This is a genomic window from Arthrobacter sp. UYEF20, assembly GCF_040546335.1.
GTDB lineage: Bacteria > Actinomycetota > Actinomycetes > Actinomycetales > Micrococcaceae > Arthrobacter.
This window is the reverse complement of sequence record NZ_JBEPNP010000004.1, coordinates 51,443-66,962: the sequence shown is the minus strand read 5'-3', so window position 1 is coordinate 66,962 and position 15,520 is coordinate 51,443. Positions and strand designations below refer to the sequence as shown.

General features: G+C 65.4%; 21 protein-coding genes and 1 tRNA gene. 8 read left to right on the top strand and 14 right to left on the bottom strand.

What is annotated here, in order from left to right:
• Nucleotides 1-66: 66 nt before the first annotated feature.
• Nucleotides 67-612, bottom strand: coding sequence for an acyl-CoA thioesterase (locus tag ABIB26_RS06130; protein WP_354240935.1), 546 nt, complete (start codon nt 610-612; stop codon nt 67-69).
• Nucleotides 613-707: 95 nt separating this feature from the next.
• The gene (locus ABIB26_RS06125; RefSeq protein ID WP_354240567.1) at nt 708-1,256 is read right to left on the bottom strand and encodes a GNAT family N-acetyltransferase; all 549 of its coding nucleotides are present in this window, start codon (nt 1,254-1,256) and stop codon (nt 708-710) included.
• A 75-nt stretch (nt 1,257-1,331) separates the two neighbouring features.
• Here ABIB26_RS06125 and ABIB26_RS06120 point away from each other — a divergent pair, with 75 nt between their 5' ends.
• Entirely contained in the window at nt 1,332-1,784 is a 453-nt protein-coding gene (locus ABIB26_RS06120) for an SRPBCC family protein (RefSeq protein ID WP_354240565.1), read from the top strand.
• A gap of 21 nt (nt 1,785-1,805) precedes the next feature.
• Here ABIB26_RS06120 and ABIB26_RS06115 read toward each other — a convergent pair whose 3' ends face one another.
• The 3 genes from ABIB26_RS06115 to ABIB26_RS06105 form a co-directional block, all read right to left on the bottom strand.
• Nucleotides 1,806-2,363, bottom strand: coding sequence for a GNAT family N-acetyltransferase (locus ABIB26_RS06115; RefSeq protein ID WP_354240563.1), 558 nt, complete (start codon nt 2,361-2,363; stop codon nt 1,806-1,808).
• Between the two features lie 234 nt (nt 2,364-2,597).
• Nucleotides 2,598-3,338: an MgtC/SapB family protein gene (locus ABIB26_RS06110; RefSeq protein ID WP_354240561.1), complete on the bottom strand. Its 741-nt coding sequence runs from the start codon at nt 3,336-3,338 to the stop codon at nt 2,598-2,600.
• A 131-nt stretch (nt 3,339-3,469) separates the two neighbouring features.
• Nucleotides 3,470-4,108, bottom strand: coding sequence for a MerR family transcriptional regulator (locus tag ABIB26_RS06105; protein ID WP_354240559.1), 639 nt, complete (start codon nt 4,106-4,108; stop codon nt 3,470-3,472).
• 72 nt (nt 4,109-4,180) lie between these two features.
• Between ABIB26_RS06105 and ABIB26_RS06100 the strand changes: the two genes are divergently transcribed.
• Nucleotides 4,181-4,657, top strand: a complete 477-nt coding sequence (locus ABIB26_RS06100; protein WP_354240557.1) for a DUF4188 domain-containing protein — start codon at nt 4,181-4,183, stop codon at nt 4,655-4,657.
• Between the two features lie 77 nt (nt 4,658-4,734).
• Nucleotides 4,735-5,172, top strand: a complete 438-nt coding sequence (locus tag ABIB26_RS06095; RefSeq protein ID WP_354240556.1) for a DUF1810 domain-containing protein — start codon at nt 4,735-4,737, stop codon at nt 5,170-5,172.
• Nucleotides 5,173-5,180: 8 nt separating this feature from the next.
• Here the strand turns inward: ABIB26_RS06095 and ABIB26_RS06090 are convergent, their stop codons facing one another.
• Both ABIB26_RS06090 and ABIB26_RS06085 read right to left on the bottom strand, forming a co-directional pair.
• Nucleotides 5,181-6,263: an EAL domain-containing protein gene (locus ABIB26_RS06090; protein WP_354240554.1), complete on the bottom strand. Its 1,083-nt coding sequence runs from the start codon at nt 6,261-6,263 to the stop codon at nt 5,181-5,183.
• Nucleotides 6,264-6,328: 65 nt separating this feature from the next.
• Nucleotides 6,329-6,505, bottom strand: coding sequence for a DUF1059 domain-containing protein (locus tag ABIB26_RS06085; RefSeq protein WP_354240552.1), 177 nt, complete (start codon nt 6,503-6,505; stop codon nt 6,329-6,331).
• A gap of 282 nt (nt 6,506-6,787) precedes the next feature.
• Between ABIB26_RS06085 and ABIB26_RS06080 the strand changes: the two genes are divergently transcribed.
• Both ABIB26_RS06080 and ABIB26_RS06075 read left to right on the top strand, forming a co-directional pair.
• Nucleotides 6,788-6,973, top strand: a complete 186-nt coding sequence (locus ABIB26_RS06080; RefSeq protein ID WP_354240550.1) for a hypothetical protein — start codon at nt 6,788-6,790, stop codon at nt 6,971-6,973.
• A gap of 120 nt (nt 6,974-7,093) precedes the next feature.
• Nucleotides 7,094-7,378, top strand: a complete 285-nt coding sequence (locus tag ABIB26_RS06075; RefSeq protein WP_354240549.1) for a hypothetical protein — start codon at nt 7,094-7,096, stop codon at nt 7,376-7,378.
• Between the two features lie 85 nt (nt 7,379-7,463).
• Here the strand turns inward: ABIB26_RS06075 and ABIB26_RS06070 are convergent, their stop codons facing one another.
• The 6 genes from ABIB26_RS06070 to ABIB26_RS06045 all read right to left on the bottom strand — a co-directional run bounded on the left by ABIB26_RS06070 (nt 7,464) and on the right by ABIB26_RS06045 (nt 11,612).
• On the bottom strand, nt 7,464-7,784 hold the full coding sequence (locus ABIB26_RS06070; protein ID WP_354240547.1) for a GYD domain-containing protein: 321 nt from the start codon (nt 7,782-7,784) through the stop codon (nt 7,464-7,466).
• 286 nt (nt 7,785-8,070) lie between these two features.
• Complete coding sequence (locus ABIB26_RS06065) at nt 8,071-8,952, bottom strand: hypothetical protein (protein WP_354240545.1); 882 nt, start codon at nt 8,950-8,952, stop codon at nt 8,071-8,073.
• A gap of 82 nt (nt 8,953-9,034) precedes the next feature.
• Nucleotides 9,035-9,691: a response regulator gene (locus ABIB26_RS06060; protein ID WP_354240543.1), complete on the bottom strand. Its 657-nt coding sequence runs from the start codon at nt 9,689-9,691 to the stop codon at nt 9,035-9,037.
• Complete coding sequence (locus ABIB26_RS06055) at nt 9,688-10,959, bottom strand: sensor histidine kinase (protein WP_354240541.1); 1,272 nt, start codon at nt 10,957-10,959, stop codon at nt 9,688-9,690. Before ABIB26_RS06055 ends, ABIB26_RS06060 begins: the two co-directional genes overlap by 4 nt.
• A gap of 166 nt (nt 10,960-11,125) precedes the next feature.
• Nucleotides 11,126-11,207, bottom strand: a tRNA-Tyr gene (locus ABIB26_RS06050).
• Nucleotides 11,208-11,357: 150 nt separating this feature from the next.
• On the bottom strand, nt 11,358-11,612 hold the full coding sequence (locus tag ABIB26_RS06045) for a hypothetical protein (protein WP_354240539.1): 255 nt from the start codon (nt 11,610-11,612) through the stop codon (nt 11,358-11,360).
• 201 nt (nt 11,613-11,813) lie between these two features.
• On the opposite strand from ABIB26_RS06045, the gene ABIB26_RS06040 reads away from it, so the two are divergent.
• Complete coding sequence (locus ABIB26_RS06040) at nt 11,814-12,305, top strand: YajQ family cyclic di-GMP-binding protein (protein WP_354240537.1); 492 nt, start codon at nt 11,814-11,816, stop codon at nt 12,303-12,305.
• A gap of 81 nt (nt 12,306-12,386) precedes the next feature.
• On the opposite strand, the gene htpX is transcribed toward ABIB26_RS06040, so the two are convergent.
• Complete coding sequence (gene htpX / locus ABIB26_RS06035; RefSeq protein WP_354240535.1) at nt 12,387-13,253, bottom strand: zinc metalloprotease HtpX; 867 nt, start codon at nt 13,251-13,253, stop codon at nt 12,387-12,389.
• A 192-nt stretch (nt 13,254-13,445) separates the two neighbouring features.
• Between htpX and ABIB26_RS06030 the strand changes: the two genes are divergently transcribed.
• Together ABIB26_RS06030 and ABIB26_RS06025 are read left to right on the top strand one after the other, a co-directional pair.
• Nucleotides 13,446-13,913: a Fur family transcriptional regulator gene (locus ABIB26_RS06030; RefSeq protein ID WP_354240533.1), complete on the top strand. Its 468-nt coding sequence runs from the start codon at nt 13,446-13,448 to the stop codon at nt 13,911-13,913.
• A gap of 23 nt (nt 13,914-13,936) precedes the next feature.
• Nucleotides 13,937-15,469: a catalase gene (locus ABIB26_RS06025; RefSeq protein WP_354240531.1), complete on the top strand. Its 1,533-nt coding sequence runs from the start codon at nt 13,937-13,939 to the stop codon at nt 15,467-15,469.
• Nucleotides 15,470-15,520: the final 51 nt, after the last annotated feature.

Sequence of the window (15,520 nt, the reverse complement as noted above, 5' to 3'; positions counted from 1 at the left end):
GTCCCCCGCAGTCCCCCGCATTTCGCTGATGGCTCAGCCCGCGACGCCGGGGATCTGCCGTCGGAGTCAAGCCCAGGCGTGCGGCGCGGGACGGCGGGCGCCGGGCAGCGCGTTGGTTTCGCGCCATTCGTGGATCCATTCCGGCAACTCGAGACCCGCCGGCGGCTCGCCGAACTCGCGCAGGATTTCCTCCTGGCTGACCGGCTTTCCCTTGCCGACCAGCCGGGTGGCGATGTAGGCGCGCGCATAGATTTCGCCGTCCACCACCATCCGCTGCTCGAAGTAGATGGCCTTCGCGTCGAGGCCGATGATCTTCGTTTCGACCGTGTACCGCTGCCAGAGTTGCAGTGAGCGGCGGAAGGCGATGGTCTCCCCCGCGGCCACCGGGCTCCAGCCGCGCCGGCGCATGGCCTTCCAGGTTCCGCTGCGGGCCATGAGGTCGAAGCGGCCCAGATCCATCAGGGAGAAGTACATGCCGTTGTTGACATGCATGGCAACGTCGATGTCCGTGGGCAGGACCCGGAGGGGCAGGGATGCCGTGTCCCAGATGCTCAATGGGGTTCGCCGCGAGGATGTGAACAGCAGGACCAGGGTGCGGAGCAGCAGATGCATGGTCTCCATGTTACCCGCCAGTAACAAAAACGATGGTGCGGATCATGCGCATGGTGCGGTAGCCGGCGGCCGCGGCACCCTGCCCTGCCCTGCCCTCAGTACAGGATGCGCTGGTACAGGATGTGGTCCTGCCAGGCGCCGGCAATCTTCAGGTACGCCGGTGCCATTCCGATTTCCTCGAAGCCGGAGCGCTTCAGGATCTTCTGCGATGCAGCATTGTGCTGCAGGGTCGCGGCCTGGAGCCGGTGCAGTCCCAGCTCCGTCTGCGCCGCGCCGACGGCGTAGGCCACGGCCGCCGAGCCTATCCCGCGCGCGTTGTATTCCTTGTCCACCCAATACCCCAGGTGTGCGCTGAGGAGCGGGCCCCGGACAACACCGCTCAGCGTCATCATCCCCACGATGCGTCCGCCGTCCAGCAGGACCCACGGGACTTCGGAACCGGCGATGAACATCGCCAGCTTGGACTCGATGTTGGCCGCCTGCCCGGCCACGGTAAAGAATTCCTCAGACCGCCGCGGCTCCCAGGGGGCCAGATGTTCCCGGTTGCGCTGATACGCGGCGCTCAGGAGCTCGGCGTCGGACACGCACAACACCCTCACGTGGACGCTGCCCGTCAGGGTTGTGCCGGATGCGAGAGTTTCCATGTCCTCAAGTAAATCAAACCCGGAAGACACTGGCAGAATCTTCCCGTCCGGCCAACAAAGTGCCACAGTCGAAACATGAACGGGCAAGTCGACGGTCTGCTCCTGGAACTGAATCCAGTGTTCAGCGCACCGCCAGAGCGGATCTTCGCCCTGCTGACCGAGCCGGACGGACTCGCCAGCTGGTGGGGTCCGCACGGCTTCACGCTGCCCGAAGCCCGGCTCGACCTCACGGTGGGCGGCCGCTACCGCTTCACCATGAAACCGGCCGACGGCGATCCCTTCCATCTCTCGGGAAGGTTCCTTGAGATCACTCCTCCACGGCGCCTCGCGTACACGTTCAACTGGGAGGAGCCAACGCCGGACGACCGGGAGACCACCGCCACGTTCACCCTCGACGCGGAGGGCTCCGTCACCCGCGTGGCGCTCTGGCACGGCCTCTTCGCCACCGAGGAGCGGCTCGCCCTGCACCGGGACGGCTGGTCGGAGAGCTTTCAGAAGCTGCGCCGGGTCCTTGAGTCACACGGCTGATATGACTCGCCGGCCCCGGGTTCACGATCCAGTGGCGGACACTTCGAGAATCGTTTCCAGACCGTCCTCGTCGTCCCACTGCTCCCCCACGGCCCGGAATCCGTACTGGTCCAGCAGCCGCCGGGAAGGAAGGTTGTCCGGGCGGACCGAGGCACGGACGACGGCGACTTCAGGATGGCGATTTGCCGTCTCCAGCAAGATCACGAGGGCCCCGCGGGCGTAGCCCCGGCGGCGGCGCACGGGATCGATCGAATAGCCGATCTCGACCATGCCGGCGTCGTCCGGCGGCCCGTGGTAGCCGGCCCGCCCCACCACCTTGCCGGATACCAAATCGATCACGAGCCGCGTCACCCATGCCGCATCGGCAGGACTGCGGGCAATCTGGTCCCGCCGCATGCGCCAGACGCCGACGCATTCGGGGCCCGCGAGGTAGGGCGTGATTTCCAGGGCGGCCGCAGCGCGGGCGGCGTCCAGGTCGCCGTCTGCGAGCGCGTCCAGCACCGCCGGGGCCACTTGCTCGAGTTCCAGACCGGCGGCCGCTGCGGTCCGGGATGTCCACGGATCTTGAATCATTCCCATCCGGCCATCATGGCAGAGGGCCCCCGTGCGTGCGGAGTGCTCAGCCGCCGGCTTTGAGCTTCCGCCAGCCGCCGGCCCGGTTGTTGGCGATGATCTGCCGGAACGTCTCGGTCAGGGCGGGAGCGTTGATGGCTTCGCCCTGCCAGTTCACGGACCTCGCGGCAGATCGAACGCTGCCAGCCGGGCAGTGCCGCAATGAAGGCGTCAACGCGCGGATCGGTGGCCGCCAGCTGCTCAGGCCGCATCGTCGTCGTCCCCGTCGTCGTCCTCGTTGCTGTCGCTGCCCCGGACAATCACGCTTTCGACGCCGGGCAGGTCCATCAGGTGCGGAACGAGGTTGCGCAGCGGAGGGTGCCCAAAGAACCGGACATCCATCGAGACCATCGGCTTCTGCTCATCCCCGGTCCGCCGCGTGCGCAGGATCGAGGAGCTGAAGCCCATGGTGGTGGCGATTTCGAGCAGCTGACGCAAGACCCCTTGGCCATCGGCATAGCTGATGTGCAGTACGCGGTTCCGGTCCACCGTGGGGATCTTTCGGACCGCGGGCGCAACGAGGAACAGCGTTATGAGATGGAAGATGGTCAGCGCCAGGGCCAGGGAAACCATGCCCGCACCGCAGGCCATGCCAACAGCGGCGGCCACCCAGATGGTTGCGGCCGTGGTGAGACCCCGGACGACGTCCCGGCCCTTGAAGATGACTCCGGCGCCGAGAAAGCCGATGCCGCTGACGATCTGCGCGGCAATCCGGGACGGGTCCATGGTCACGCCGGGGTCACGGACGTAGGCGAAGCCGTAGGCCGAGACGAGCGTAAATCCACATGATCCAAGGCCCACGAGGACGTGGGTGCGGTAGCCGGCGCTTTTCTGCCGGAACTGCCGTTCGATGCCGATCAGGGAGGTCAGGACGAAGGTGGCGAGCAGAAGCAGGAGTTCCACCATGCTTGTCTCGGTGAAAAGTCCCAACATTTCGGCCATGCCGCGCCCTTCCTGTCCGGGCAGGTCAGCAGGCCCGGCCGGTAGCATCTGCGTATACCGCCGACTCTAGCAACGTCAGGCCAGGGACACCGACATGTCGGCCCGCTTCGACGAATAGCCGCCGCCGGGGTTCACCCGGGATGAGGCTCCCCGGCCAACTCCCCGGCACCGAACCGTTCAAACGAGGCACTTTGCTGGGCCAGCCTGCGCATGGCCAGCAGTACCGGCTCCATCAGCACGGTCCCAAGGACCACGTACCGCATCGCGGCCTCCGGCGAGTCCGTGGGAACACTTCCCACGTCGGCATCCGCGACGTCGCGCATGGCCTGCGCATAACGGTCCAGCACCGGCGACGGCAGCTCGAATCCGGCGCTGGAGAGTCCGGCCAGAGCCTCCACCAGGGCGGCCTGGGTGTTGCGGTCGCAGGCCTGCTCCCCCCAGCCCCAGCGGCGCAGCAGCTCCTGCGCCGGCGCGAGGTCGACGTCGTCCGGCGCCGGGCGGGTGACCGCGCGGTGGGCCAGGCCGAGCAAGTCGTGCCCGGCCTCCGGGGGGTTGTCGACGCCCAGGAGCAGCTCGCGGGCGGCGGCGACACTCAGTCCTGCCGTGCCGACGAGCGCGCGGATCAGCTTCAGCCGGCGGACATGCGAGTCGTCGTACCGCGCCTGGGTGGCCGAGGTCAGCACCCCCTCGTGCAGCAACTTCTCCCGGAGGTAGTACTTGATGGTCGCCACCGGAACGCCCGTGGCCGCCGCCAGCTGTGAAATACGCAACCGATTCTCCTTGACTTGGATAGTACTACTCCCCATTATTGGGGAGTATCAGTATCCAGTGAGGAGAAAAGTATGGCACGCATCAATGCAGGGCGATTCACGCACCGCCATTCCGGTGAGCTAGTGGTCTTCCTGATCGGAATGAGAATCAACCGCCCTTGGCGTCCGGACCTGTGGCTACCGGTATTCTTCGCCATGCCCAGGATGCTGGCCGAACTCCTGCGTGAACCCGGGTCCGGCCTGCTGGGTTTCCGTTTCACCGTGGGCTCAAGCGGTCCCGTGATCGTGCAGTACTGGGATTCGGTGGACAAACTGTATGCCTATGCGGGTGCCCCGGCGTCGGAGCACCGGCCCGCGTGGACGGACTTCAACCGCCGGGCACGGAAGTCCCCCGGCGTCGTCGGCATCTGGCATGAAACCTTCCAGGTGAACCGGGCCGAGAGCATGTATGTCTCGATGCCGGCGCAGGGACTGGGACAAGCCACGGAGTTGGTGCTGGTGGGGCCGCGGGGCGAGCGGGCCCAGGACCGGCTGGCAGGGGCTCAGTAGGCTTTCGGCGGCACCGGATCGGTGCTTGGATGGAGGCGAGTGGCAGCGGTCCGGAGGAGGAAACTCAGGAGGATACCGTGGAAGATCCCTATGATATTGAACGCTTCATCACCGCCCAGGACGCGGGAGGGACCTATCTTCAGGCCGCGCGGGAGCTCCGTGGGGGCTTCAAGCGCAGCCATTGGATGTGGTTCATCTTCCCCCAGCTTGCGGGCCTTGGGCACAGCCCGACTGCCAGGAGATATGCCATCTCCGGGCTGGATGAGGCGAAAGCCTACCTGCGCCATCCGGTGCTGGGTCCGCGCCTGATCGAAAGTGCCGGGGCAGTGGCCGGCATCGCCGGACGCACGGCCGGGCAGATCTTCGGCGGCACGGACGAGCGGAAACTGCACTCGTCGATGACCTTGTTCCTGCGGACAAACCCGGAGGAACCTGTTTTCCAGCGGATTCTCGACCAGTACTTCGAGGGGCTGCCCGATGCCGCCACAGACCAGCTCCTCGGACGGCCTGGGTAAGCGCGGGCTCAGTCGCCGCTTACCGTCAGGGCGGTGATCATGCGTTCCATCCGCGCGAGGCCGGCGTAGCGGCCGGCGTTGTCCGTCACCAGCAGAGGCTCGAACCGGCTCGCCTTGGTCCGTGTCATGGACCGGGCAAGCGCTTCGCCCAGCGGCGTATCCAGGTTCACACGCATCCCCGGGCTGACCATGCCGAGCCCGGCGGTCCCGGCGTCAAGCACCGAGACTGGCCGCAGGTGGTCCCCGAGCAGCACCACCGACTGCAGGGCAGGGTCCTCCGCGAACGCCTCCGCCGCGAGCGCGGGGCTGGTGGCCGTTGCCGCCGTTTCCAGGATGTCCCGGATGACTCTCTTGTGCGCCGCCGGCCGTTTCGACGCCAGACGGTGCGCCAGATCGAGGTCGATGTTGGCCCACGGCGGGGCAGGCCGGGCCAGGCAATAGCCCTGCACCAGCGGCACGCCGAGGGACACGAGGGCATCGAGCTCTTCGATCCGTTCCACGCCCTCGGCGAGGATCCACGCATCCACGTGGCAGGCGAAAGTCCCGAGCATGCTGACCAGGGCACGCTTCGCCTCGTCCTGGTCCACGCCCTGGATCAGTTCGCGGTCAATCTTGATCAGCGACGGCCGCAGCGCCAGAAGGTGCCGCAATCCGGCGTAACCGGCACCGGCGTCGTCGACGGCGATCAGGGCGCCGGCCGCGCGCAGCTGATCGAGGTCCGGTTCAAGCTCGACGTAGGAGTCAATGGGGGTCTGCTCGGTCAGTTCGACGACGACGCCGGCCAGGTTCCCCTCGTCCCGCCAGACGCTGCGGATGCATTCCGTGGGGAGCAGCTCGGGTGAGACGTTGACCGTCAGGAAGCAGTTGAGCGGCAGGGTGGCCCGCGCCGCGAGCGCAGTGCGGAGGGCGGCCGCTTCCAGTTCCGCCGACTTTCCGTGGGTCCGGGCGGCTGCAAACCATGCGTCCGGGTTCTTCTCGGCGAAACCGGGAAACCTGGCTAAGGCTTCGTACCCGACCACCGTACCGCGGGAGGTGTCGATAATCGGCTGGTATGCCGCGGCGAGGCCTTCACCGCGGCAGGCGGCCGCCAAAAGCTCTTCCCAGTCCTGGCCCGCCGACGAGCCGGCGGGAGGCGGTCCGCCTGCCGCGGGCCGGCTCAACTAACCGGAACGATGGCTTTGTGAACCGACTGGACCAGCTCTGCCGGCAGCTCCACCAGCCCATGCGTGGACGCGGCATGCGCGGCAACATTGACGAGGATTTCATCTGCCGTGCTGCATACCCATCGGGCCTCGCAACCGGGCACTACATCACCACATGCAAACGACTTCACTACGGCTCCTTATATTCGACGGCGAACGGCATAACGCTACTCTGGCGTCCGCGTAAAAACGGCGATTTTCCATGGAACACCGGGGTGTCCGGCATGGAAGGGTTGCACTTCCGGACCGCCGCCTGGACCACGTCCGCAACGGCCTCCCGAAGAAGAGTTCGTTGTTCGCGGGCCGAGGGATGGGACCGGCCCGAACAATTCCCCGGAGCGCCTCCCGCGAGTATCGACGGCTGGGCCGATACGGAGGAGGATTAAAGGGCAGTCACCAGAAGGAGGTCAGTGATGTGCTACCAGTACAACAGGGATTTCCGGCGGGACGTCCAGAAGGATGCCGCAAAGGAACCTGAAGTGCGCCCGGAGCCCCGGGTGGACGCGAAGGACTTCAAGTTCTGGGCCTTCCCCCGCCGCAGCCGGGAATTCACGGTCGAGGAGCCGGCGACGGCCGACCGGACCCGTGAGAAGGTCTAGCCCCAGCAAGGCCAAGGAAGGCCCCTCAGCGAGGGGCCTTCCGCTTGTGCCGGCCCGTGGAATGCGGGGGCGCCAAGTGCGGGAGACTGGAAGCTCCCGATTACGAAGGCAGGATCCACATTGATCAATCTCCAGCAGGACGCCGATGGCTTCATCCGTATGAACCGGCACTTTCCGGGCAGCACCGTCATTTCCATCACTTTCAGCGATGGGTCCTCGGAGGAATTCTTCGGCCATCAGCTCAACAAGGCCTATGACGAGGCGCTGGCCGTATACCGGGCCGAGAACCGCCTGGATGCGAAAGGATTCTCGCGGGCACCCAAGAAGACGATCCACCCCGCGAACAAGATCGAGTTCGTTCCCGTTCATCCCGGAATGGCCAAGGAGACGCCGCAGACCCCTTGACCCGATTAGTACGACCCGGAGCTGCCGCCTTCGGTGAGTTATGACCGAGGTGTTGCCAGGCCAGCGCCTTGGCCTGCGGCCTGGTCTATTGCCCGGGGGCCCGGTAGGACGGTGTCTTCTTGGATGCTTCGTCGAGATCCTCCGGTGTCATGAGAGGTTTCATATGCAGGTTCACGGAGCCCGTTGAATTGATCATGAGCGACAGGGCGGCGGCGTCGGCCTGTTCCGGGATGTCAAAGACCCCCAGGACATCGGTCTCCCCGAAGGCGTAGTAGAAACTTTCGAGCGAGCCGCCTACGGATTTGAGGGCTTCGACCACCGCATCACGGCGCTTTGTGCCGCCTTCGCGCATGAGGCCCTTAATTCCCTCGCCCACGTAGTTCGCTTCGAACAGATATTTGGTCATGGTATTTCCTGTCCCGTGATGTCCAGGACGAGGGCATCCGAAGATGTGCCCAACGCACATTGAGGGAAGGTCCCGGAGCTGGTCCCCGGAGTGGGGCTGTGCGCACATCGTAGGCCGTCCCCGGTCGCCCTGACAACGGTTCCCGGAGAGTCCCCCGGCAACGCTGAGCACGTTTGAAGAGCCTTTGCCGGGCGAGCCCAAGCGCTGCTGCAAAACAGACCGAAGTTGCCGGCGTCCTGTCACCCCCGAATACTGACAGGACGCCGCTGGCTGTTTCGATGTAGCGCTATTTCGCGGCAGGGACACCCAGGGCTGCCGCGTTTGCGGCGGCGTTGCGCCGGATCCCTTGGACCTTTTCGATTTCCGGGGCAAGTTGCTGCATGCGGGTTGTCAGGTATTTGTCGAGGATCTTGTCGAGCGCCGCGTGGAATCCGGTTTTGTCCCGGCAGACGGCGTCGGTGACGGCGATTTTGAACTCCTCCTGGCCACCGGCGCGCTTTCCTGCGTCAGTGGCCTGCTGGGTATTGGCGTAGGAGGAGTAGGGGGTTTCGTTCATGCAGGCTTTCCAGTCCTGATCGGCTTTGGCGAGCTCGGGGTCGCGGCTGGCGGCGTCGGTGACGGGGTAGAACGAGTTGTACGCGATGCCGGTGGCGAGCATGTAGTTTTCGGGACTGCCGTAGATCTGCGTCATGGCTTCGCCACGGCACCCGCCCGAGGACGTCCCCTTGCCCTGCACCGTGGTCATTGGTGCGGTTCCGGCGGGGCCGGTGAGGGCGTTGTTGAAGGCCTGATCGGCGAACAGCCTGCCGTCTGCCGAGTCCGGTGCCGGCTCGTGCGGCCCTTGCGGGCCGCTGCTGGCGTACCCGCTGGCTTTGGCAGCCTCGACCGTGAGCCGCTTCGATCCGATGGCTTCGTTGAGGTCCAGTGTCAGGTTCCACCTGGGCGGCGTGTAGTCGAAGCCGGCCCTGGCCATGCAGAGCCGGACGGCTTCCTGCATTCCCTGTTCGGCGACCGGATCGGTCTGGGCGTAGGCCTCTGCCTGCCGGACGACCCCTGCGACGGGCTCCGCTGACGGGGCGATCGGCCCGGCCGGGATGGCTGCGGCGGCCAGCGCGGCGCCGGTGCCGAGCATCAGGACGGCAGCGCCGAAGATCTTCTTCTTATTCATGTTGGCTCCTAGGTTGTTTTAGGCAATGCGGTGGCCGACCTTCCCTCCGGGAAGGCCTCGTTGGGTCGGGCGGTTTCGGGTGTTAGTTGAGTACGTTGTTTTCGTAGGCGAAGGCAACGAGCTGGATCCGGTTCTTAAGTTTGAGTTTCGCCAGGATGCTGCCCACGTGTGACTTCACGGTTGCCTCGCTGAGCACCAGTGACGCCGCGATCTCGGCGTTTCCCAGCCCCTTGGCAGTCAGGAGAAACACGTCGCGTTCCCGCCCCGAGAGGTTTACCAGCGCGCCGTCGTTCCCGGTTGAAGGCGTGGTGTAGTCCCGCAGGAGTTCGTTGGTGAGGGCCGGGGCGATGACGGAGTGGCCCGAGTGAACCGTTCGGATGGCGGCCAGCAGGAAGTCCGGCGTGGTGTCCTTGGTCAGGAAGCCGGCGGCACCGGCCTGAATGGCACGGACCACGGCTTCGTCATGCTGGATGGTGGTCAGCACAATGATCTTGGTTGAAATCCCGGCAGGCGATTCCAGGATCTTCCTCGTGGCGGTGATTCCGTCCATGACCGGCATCCTGATGTCCATCAGGAGCACATCAGGAAACGTGTCCTGCACGAGTTTGACGGCGGCCTCTCCGTTGACGGCGTCGCCGACGAGATCCATGTCCGGCTGGCTGCGCAGGATCATTTTGAGTCCGGCGCTGAACAGCGGCTGGTCATCGGCCAGGGCAATCCGGATTGGGACGGCGGTCATGGCGTAGCTCCTTCCAAAGCGCGGAGGCGCGGCTCTTCCGGGGCCGCCCCAGGGTGCTGGTCAGGGTGCTGGTCAGGACCTGCCGATGGGAGGAACGCCATCACTTCGAAGGTCTCTTCGCCCCAGACGGTTTCGACCCAGCCGCCCGCGGCTGCGGCCCGGGCCTTCATTCCCGCTATCCCCCTGCCCGACGGCGGATCCTCCGGCGGCGATTCCGGCCCGCGGATCAGCGCAGAGCGGACACGGAGCTCAAGAGACGCTGCAGTCCACACCAGGTGGAGGCGTGTGCCCTTGCCCCGGTCCGCGTGCTTGAAGGCATTCGTCAGGCTCTCCTGCGCCAGCCGGTAGACCGTCAGGTGCTGCATGGGGGTCATGTGCCGGGGCTGGCCCGTCGTTTCGATCTGGACCGGCATGCCGCTGGCGCTCAACCGTTCGGCAAGAGTCCCCAGATCGTCAATCCCGTGAACCGGCTGGTCGCCGATCTCCGCGGAAAATCCTTCGATCAGCCGGCGCGTTTCGACCAATGCGGTCCTCGCAGCTTCGGCGATGACCGTGGAGGCTTCCTCGACGGACTCCGGTTCGGCACGGTGGATGAAGCGAATTCCATCGGCCTGGGCCACGATGACTGTCAGTGAATGTGCCAGGACGTCATGCAGTTCCATGGCGATTCTGTTGCGTTCGTGTTCGAGGGCCAGTTCAGTCGCCGTTTCCCGCAGCCGGGCCTCCGCCGCGAGCTGGGCCTTGCGGCTTCTCGAGACGTTGTTGACGGCCACACCAACGGCCCAGGCGGCGAGGTTCAGGGCGGCGAAGGCCCCGAAGATCAGAAAGGCGTACGTGAGGGTTCGCAGCAGTCCCCTGCCATAGATCGGGCTGCCGAAGATGATATTTATCCAGGTCTGGTCGGTAAACCAGTTGACGGTCGTGATGCCGGCAAATATGAGAGCCGCTGCAGGGAAGATCCAACGGTGCCGGGATTTCCAGCCGATCACCGCGAAGAAGATCACGACGGGAATAGCTGCGTAACTCAGAACTCCCGATAGAAGCACCAGTGGGACGACCTTGAAGGTCTGCAGGACCAGAGCGACGAAGACCAACCCCAGGGCAGCCACCGGCAGGATCTCGGCGACGGCGACACCGGTCAGGAGCGCCAGCAACAATGCACTGTTCCGGTCGAAATGCCTCTGTTCCAGAATAAGGAGGGTTCCCAGAAGCAGCATGGCCGTGGCCGGTGCGGCGAGGAGCCTCAGATGCGTGATCGTCTTGAACATGCCTTCACCCTAAGCGGGCCTACACGCCCCTGAAGCGCATTTGGGGTGGGTTCCAACTGGAGGATGAAGAAGTTCCCCCGGATGGATGACTCATCAGCCCGCCCGGCTGGAGCAGGCAAAAGAAAAAGCCTCCGGAACCTGTTGGTTCCGGAGGCTTTTCCAAGGGTGGCAGATGAGGGATTCGAACCCCCGTAGGCGTTGCCAGCTGATTTACAGTCAGCCCCCTTTGGCCGCTCGGGTAATCTGCCGAACTTCAAAAGAAGATCACTCGCGGCTTCCGGCCTCAGAACGCCTGTTTCCAGTCCGTTCCGCTTCCAGCAACCGCGGGCAAGACAACTTTACAGAACTTCCGCCGAAGAATCGAATCGGCGCCCTGCAGCCCCAAAAAGCCCGGAATATCAGGCATCCCCAAGGATGCGTGCGGCGATCTTGGACTCGAATTTGGATGCCTGCTCCGCCGTGATCTGGTTCAGCTGGACGGCACGCGCCAGGTCCGCCTGGACGCCGTCCATCCGTGTTGACACATCCGCGGCCGGGCTGAAGATGATCGACGCCGCCAGCGTTGCGGCCGCCACGGACGTCGCGGCCGTGGCGAAACCGCCTGCGGCGGCTGCGGTGGAGCGGATGACATAGTGGACGGCCTTGTTCTGCATGAGCTGTACCTTTCGAGCGACTCTTCCAACTCCTGTGACTCTGCCACCCAAAACTTCGTTCCGGCCCTGACTCAGCTTTGAGCGGACTGTGAACAGGGACAACGCCCCGCCGAGCTTCACATCAGGAGCATCCGTACTAGGCTGGAATGCAGGCATCACCGCCTCTCAGCAGGCACCCCAGCAACCACCAGGAGGACAGTCATGGCAGGCGAATCCACGTTCGACGTCGTCAGCAAGGTAGACAAGCAGGAAGTCGCCAACGCGCTGCACCAGGCCCAGAAGGAACTCGTCCAGCGCTACGACTTCAAGGGCGTCGGCGCCGAGGTCGATTTCAGCGGCGAGACGATTCTGATGAAGGCCAACTCCGAGGAGCGCGTGTTGGCGGTCCTGGACGTGCTGCAGTCCAAGCTCATCCGCCGCGGCATTTCGCTGAAGTCCCTCGATACCGGCGAGCCCTACGCATCCGGCAAGGAGTTCCGGCTGGAGGCCTCCATCAAGGAGGGCATTGCCCAGGACCTGGCGAAGAAGATCAACAAGCTCATCCGCGACGAAGCGCCCAAGTCAGTCAAGTCCCAGATCCAGGGCGACGAGCTCCGCGTGACCTCCAAGTCCCGGGATGACCTTCAGGAGACCATGAACCTGCTGAAAGGCTTCGACGAGGCCGACCTGCAGTTCGTGAACTTCCGCAGCTAGCGGCCCGTCCGCGGCGCAAGTTTCCGTCATCCTTTTTCCGTGTCGTCGGACGCCGCCGTCGAGCGTCCCATAGCCCGGAGCCTAGCCGCGCTGCTGGCCGGCCATCCGCTCCAGGCGTCCGATCCGCTCACTCATCGGCGGGTGCGTCGAGAACAGCTTCGCCATGCCGCCGCCCCGGAACGGGTTGGCGATCATCAGGTGCGAGGCGTTGACCAGCCGCTGGTCCGGCGGAAGCGGCGCCAGCTGCACGCCCTGCTCGATCTTGCGCAGGGCGGAGGCGAGCGCCAGCGGGTCCCCGGTCAGCGCGGAACCGTCCTCATCGGCGTCGAACTCCCGGGTGCGGGAGATGGCCATCTGGATCAGCGACGCGGCAAACGGGGCCAGCAGCGCCATCGCGATCATCGCGAGCGGGTTTCCGTTGCGCCGGTCTCCGCCGAAGAACAGCAGCATCTGCCCCACCGAGGTGATGACGCCGGCGACGGCGGCCGCCACCGAGGCGGTCAGGATGTCCCGGCTGTAGACGTGCATCAGCTCGTGGCCCAGCACTCCGCGGAGTTCCCGGGCATCGAGCAGCCGCAGGATTCCCTCGGTGCAGCACACCGCCGCGTTCTGCGGGTTCCGGCCGGTGGCGAATGCGTTCGGGGCCATTGTGGGCGAGAGGTAGATCCTCGGCATCGGCTGCTGGGCGCTGGTGGAGAGCTCCCGGACAATCTGGTAGAGCTGCGGTGCCTCGGCCTCCGTCACCGGATAGGCCTGCATCGCCCGGATGGCGATCTTGTCACTGTTCCAGTACCCGTAGGCCGTGGTGCCCACGCCGATCAGGGCCATGATCCAGATGGGTGTGGCACTCCGGGTTCCGGCCCCGATCACGGCACCGAGCCCGAGCAGCACCGCCCACAGGACGCCGAACAGGGCCGCTGTTTTCAGTCCGTTGTGATGCTGATGCACTGTTCCTCCCACGCCGCGCTCCCGGCCATGTTCCCGGCAGCAGCAGGACCGAGCCTTAAGTCAAGAGTTTAGTCCCGCCGCCTGCGAGCATGTCCCCCCACCCGGGGCCCGCGCGTCATCAGAGGCGTCACACGACCCGCCGTAAGCCATGCCTTATTGTGATCCAATCATAATAAGTGCTTGAATGGGGGTATGACGGATTCAGCGGGCACCCACGATGCATGGGCTGCCGCCCTGCGTGCCCATGGCCGCCGGGTGACCAAGCAGCGCCTGGCCGTGCTCGCCGCCGTCGAACACCATCCGCACTCCCGCGCGGAGAGCATCCTTGCCGCCGCCCGCCAGGAACTGCCCGAGTTGACAGCCCAGTCCGTCTACGTTGTCCTGGGTGACCTGACGGATCTGCGGATGCTGCGCCGCTTCGAGCCCCCGCACTCCCCCGCCCTGTATGAGACACGCGTGGGGGACAACCACCACCACGCCGTCTGCATCGGCTGCGGACGCGTCGAGGACGTGGACTGCGCCGTGGGCCACGCGCCGTGCCTCACCCCGCACTGGGACGAGGGCGCCAAGCCGATGACCATCCAGATCGCCGACGTGATGTACCAGGGCATCTGCCAGGACTGCCAGCGCACCCAAAAACTTCCCTCCGATCGAACCTAAGAAACCCAACCAGAAGGAGAAAGATGACTGCGAACATTTCTGCGCCCATCTCACCCGTATCCGCCCCAGCCCAGTCGACGACGCAGTCGGGCGCACCGGTCGCGTCCGATGCCCACTCCCAGACGACCGGCGCCGACGGCGCCATCATCCTGACCGACCACTACCTGATCGAGAAGCTCGCGCAGTTCAACCGCGAGCGTGTCCCGGAGCGCGTAGTCCACGCCAAGGGCGGTGGCGCGTTCGGTACCTTCACCACCGCCGAGGACGTCTCGAAGTACACCAAGGCTGCCCTCTTCCAGCCCGGCACCGAGACGGACATGCTCATCCGCTTCTCCTCGGTGGCCGGCGAGGCAGGCTCCCCCGACACCTGGCGCGACCCCCGCGGGTTCGCCGTGAAGTTCTACACCACCGAGGGCAACTACGACCTCGTCGGCAACAACACCCCGGTGTTCTTCATCCGCGATGGCATCAAGTTCCCGGACTTCATCCACTCGCAGAAGCGACTCCCGGGCACGCACCTGCGCGACGCCGACATGCAGTGGGACTTCTGGACCCTCTCCCCCGAGTCCGCCCACCAGGTCACCTGGCTCATGGGTGACCGCGGCCTGCCCGCCTCCTGGCGCGAAATGCAGGGCTACGGCTCGCACACCTACCAGTGGATCAACGCCGAGGGCGAGCGCTTCTGGGTCAAGTACCACTTCAAGTCCAACCAGGGCGTCAAGTCCATGACGGGCGACGAGGCCGAGGCTCTGGCCGGCGCGGACGGGGACTTCTACATCCGCGACCTGCAGGAGAACATCGCCGCCGGCAACTTCCCGTCCTGGGACCTGCACGTTCAGGTCATGCCGTACGAGGATGCCAAGACGTACCGCTTCAACCCGTTCGACCTCACCAAGGTGTGGCCGCACTCGGACTACCCGCTGATCAAGGTCGGCACCATGGAGCTGAACAAGAACCCGGAGAACTACTTCGCGCAGATCGAACAGGCCACCTTCGCGCCGTCGAACTTCGTGCCGGGCATCGCGGCTTCCCCGGACAAGATGCTGCAGGCCCGCATCTTCTCCTACGCGGACGCACACCGCTACCGTGTGGGCACCAACCACGCCCAGCTCCCGGTGAACCTGCCCAAGAGCCAGGTCAACAACTACAGCCAGGACGGCCAGGGGCGCTACAGCTTTAACGCCCCCACCGTTCCGGTCTACGCTCCGAACTCCCTCGGCGGCCCGGCTGCCGTGGAGCCTGGCGTAGCGGCCGGCGGCTGGGAGAACGACGGCGAGCTCACGCTCTCCGCGCACTCCCTGCACGCTGAGGACGGCGACTTCGGCCAGGCCGGCACGCTGTACCGCGAGGTCTACAACGACGGCGAGAAGGCCCGCCTGCTGGACACCGTTACCGGTGCCGTCAGCGGCGTCAAGAACGCCGGCATCAAGGAACGCGCCATCCAGTACTGGACCAACGTCGACGCCGAATTTGGCGCCAAGCTGCGCGCCAACCTGGGTGCGGTAGGGGCAGACGTTGTCACCTCCGACGCCGAGGCAGCCAATAAGATCGGCTAACCAGCTCCAGACAAAAGAACACCCCGCCACGGATCTTCCGTGGCGGGGTGT

What these genes read in the sequence shown, in the direction of transcription:
- ABIB26_RS06110 (WP_354240561.1), bottom strand. Translation starts at nt 3,338, where the DNA reads ATGGCCGAAATGTTGGGACTTTTCACCGAGACAAGCATGGTGGAACTC.
- ABIB26_RS06115 (WP_354240563.1), bottom strand. Translation starts at nt 2,363, where the DNA reads ATGGGAATGATTCAAGATCCGTGGACATCCCGGACCGCAGCGGCCGCC.
- ABIB26_RS06130 (WP_354240935.1), bottom strand. Translation starts at nt 612, where the DNA reads ATGCATCTGCTGCTCCGCACCCTGGTCCTGCTGTTCACATCCTCGCGG.
- ABIB26_RS06100 (WP_354240557.1), top strand. Translation starts at nt 4,181, where the DNA reads ATGGCACGCATCAATGCAGGGCGATTCACGCACCGCCATTCCGGTGAG.
- ABIB26_RS06040 (WP_354240537.1), top strand. Translation starts at nt 11,814, where the DNA reads ATGGCAGGCGAATCCACGTTCGACGTCGTCAGCAAGGTAGACAAGCAG.
- ABIB26_RS06070 (WP_354240547.1), bottom strand. Translation starts at nt 7,784, where the DNA reads ATGACCAAATATCTGTTCGAAGCGAACTACGTGGGCGAGGGAATTAAG.
- ABIB26_RS06030 (WP_354240533.1), top strand. Translation starts at nt 13,446, where the DNA reads ATGACGGATTCAGCGGGCACCCACGATGCATGGGCTGCCGCCCTGCGT.
- ABIB26_RS06025 (WP_354240531.1), top strand. Translation starts at nt 13,937, where the DNA reads ATGACTGCGAACATTTCTGCGCCCATCTCACCCGTATCCGCCCCAGCC.
- ABIB26_RS06060 (WP_354240543.1), bottom strand. Translation starts at nt 9,691, where the DNA reads ATGACCGCCGTCCCAATCCGGATTGCCCTGGCCGATGACCAGCCGCTG.
- ABIB26_RS06045 (WP_354240539.1), bottom strand. Translation starts at nt 11,612, where the DNA reads ATGCAGAACAAGGCCGTCCACTATGTCATCCGCTCCACCGCAGCCGCC.
- ABIB26_RS06055 (WP_354240541.1), bottom strand. Translation starts at nt 10,959, where the DNA reads ATGTTCAAGACGATCACGCATCTGAGGCTCCTCGCCGCACCGGCCACG.
- ABIB26_RS06065 (WP_354240545.1), bottom strand. Translation starts at nt 8,952, where the DNA reads ATGAATAAGAAGAAGATCTTCGGCGCTGCCGTCCTGATGCTCGGCACC.
- ABIB26_RS06080 (WP_354240550.1), top strand. Translation starts at nt 6,788, where the DNA reads ATGTGCTACCAGTACAACAGGGATTTCCGGCGGGACGTCCAGAAGGAT.
- ABIB26_RS06125 (WP_354240567.1), bottom strand. Translation starts at nt 1,256, where the DNA reads ATGGAAACTCTCGCATCCGGCACAACCCTGACGGGCAGCGTCCACGTG.
- ABIB26_RS06120 (WP_354240565.1), top strand. Translation starts at nt 1,332, where the DNA reads ATGAACGGGCAAGTCGACGGTCTGCTCCTGGAACTGAATCCAGTGTTC.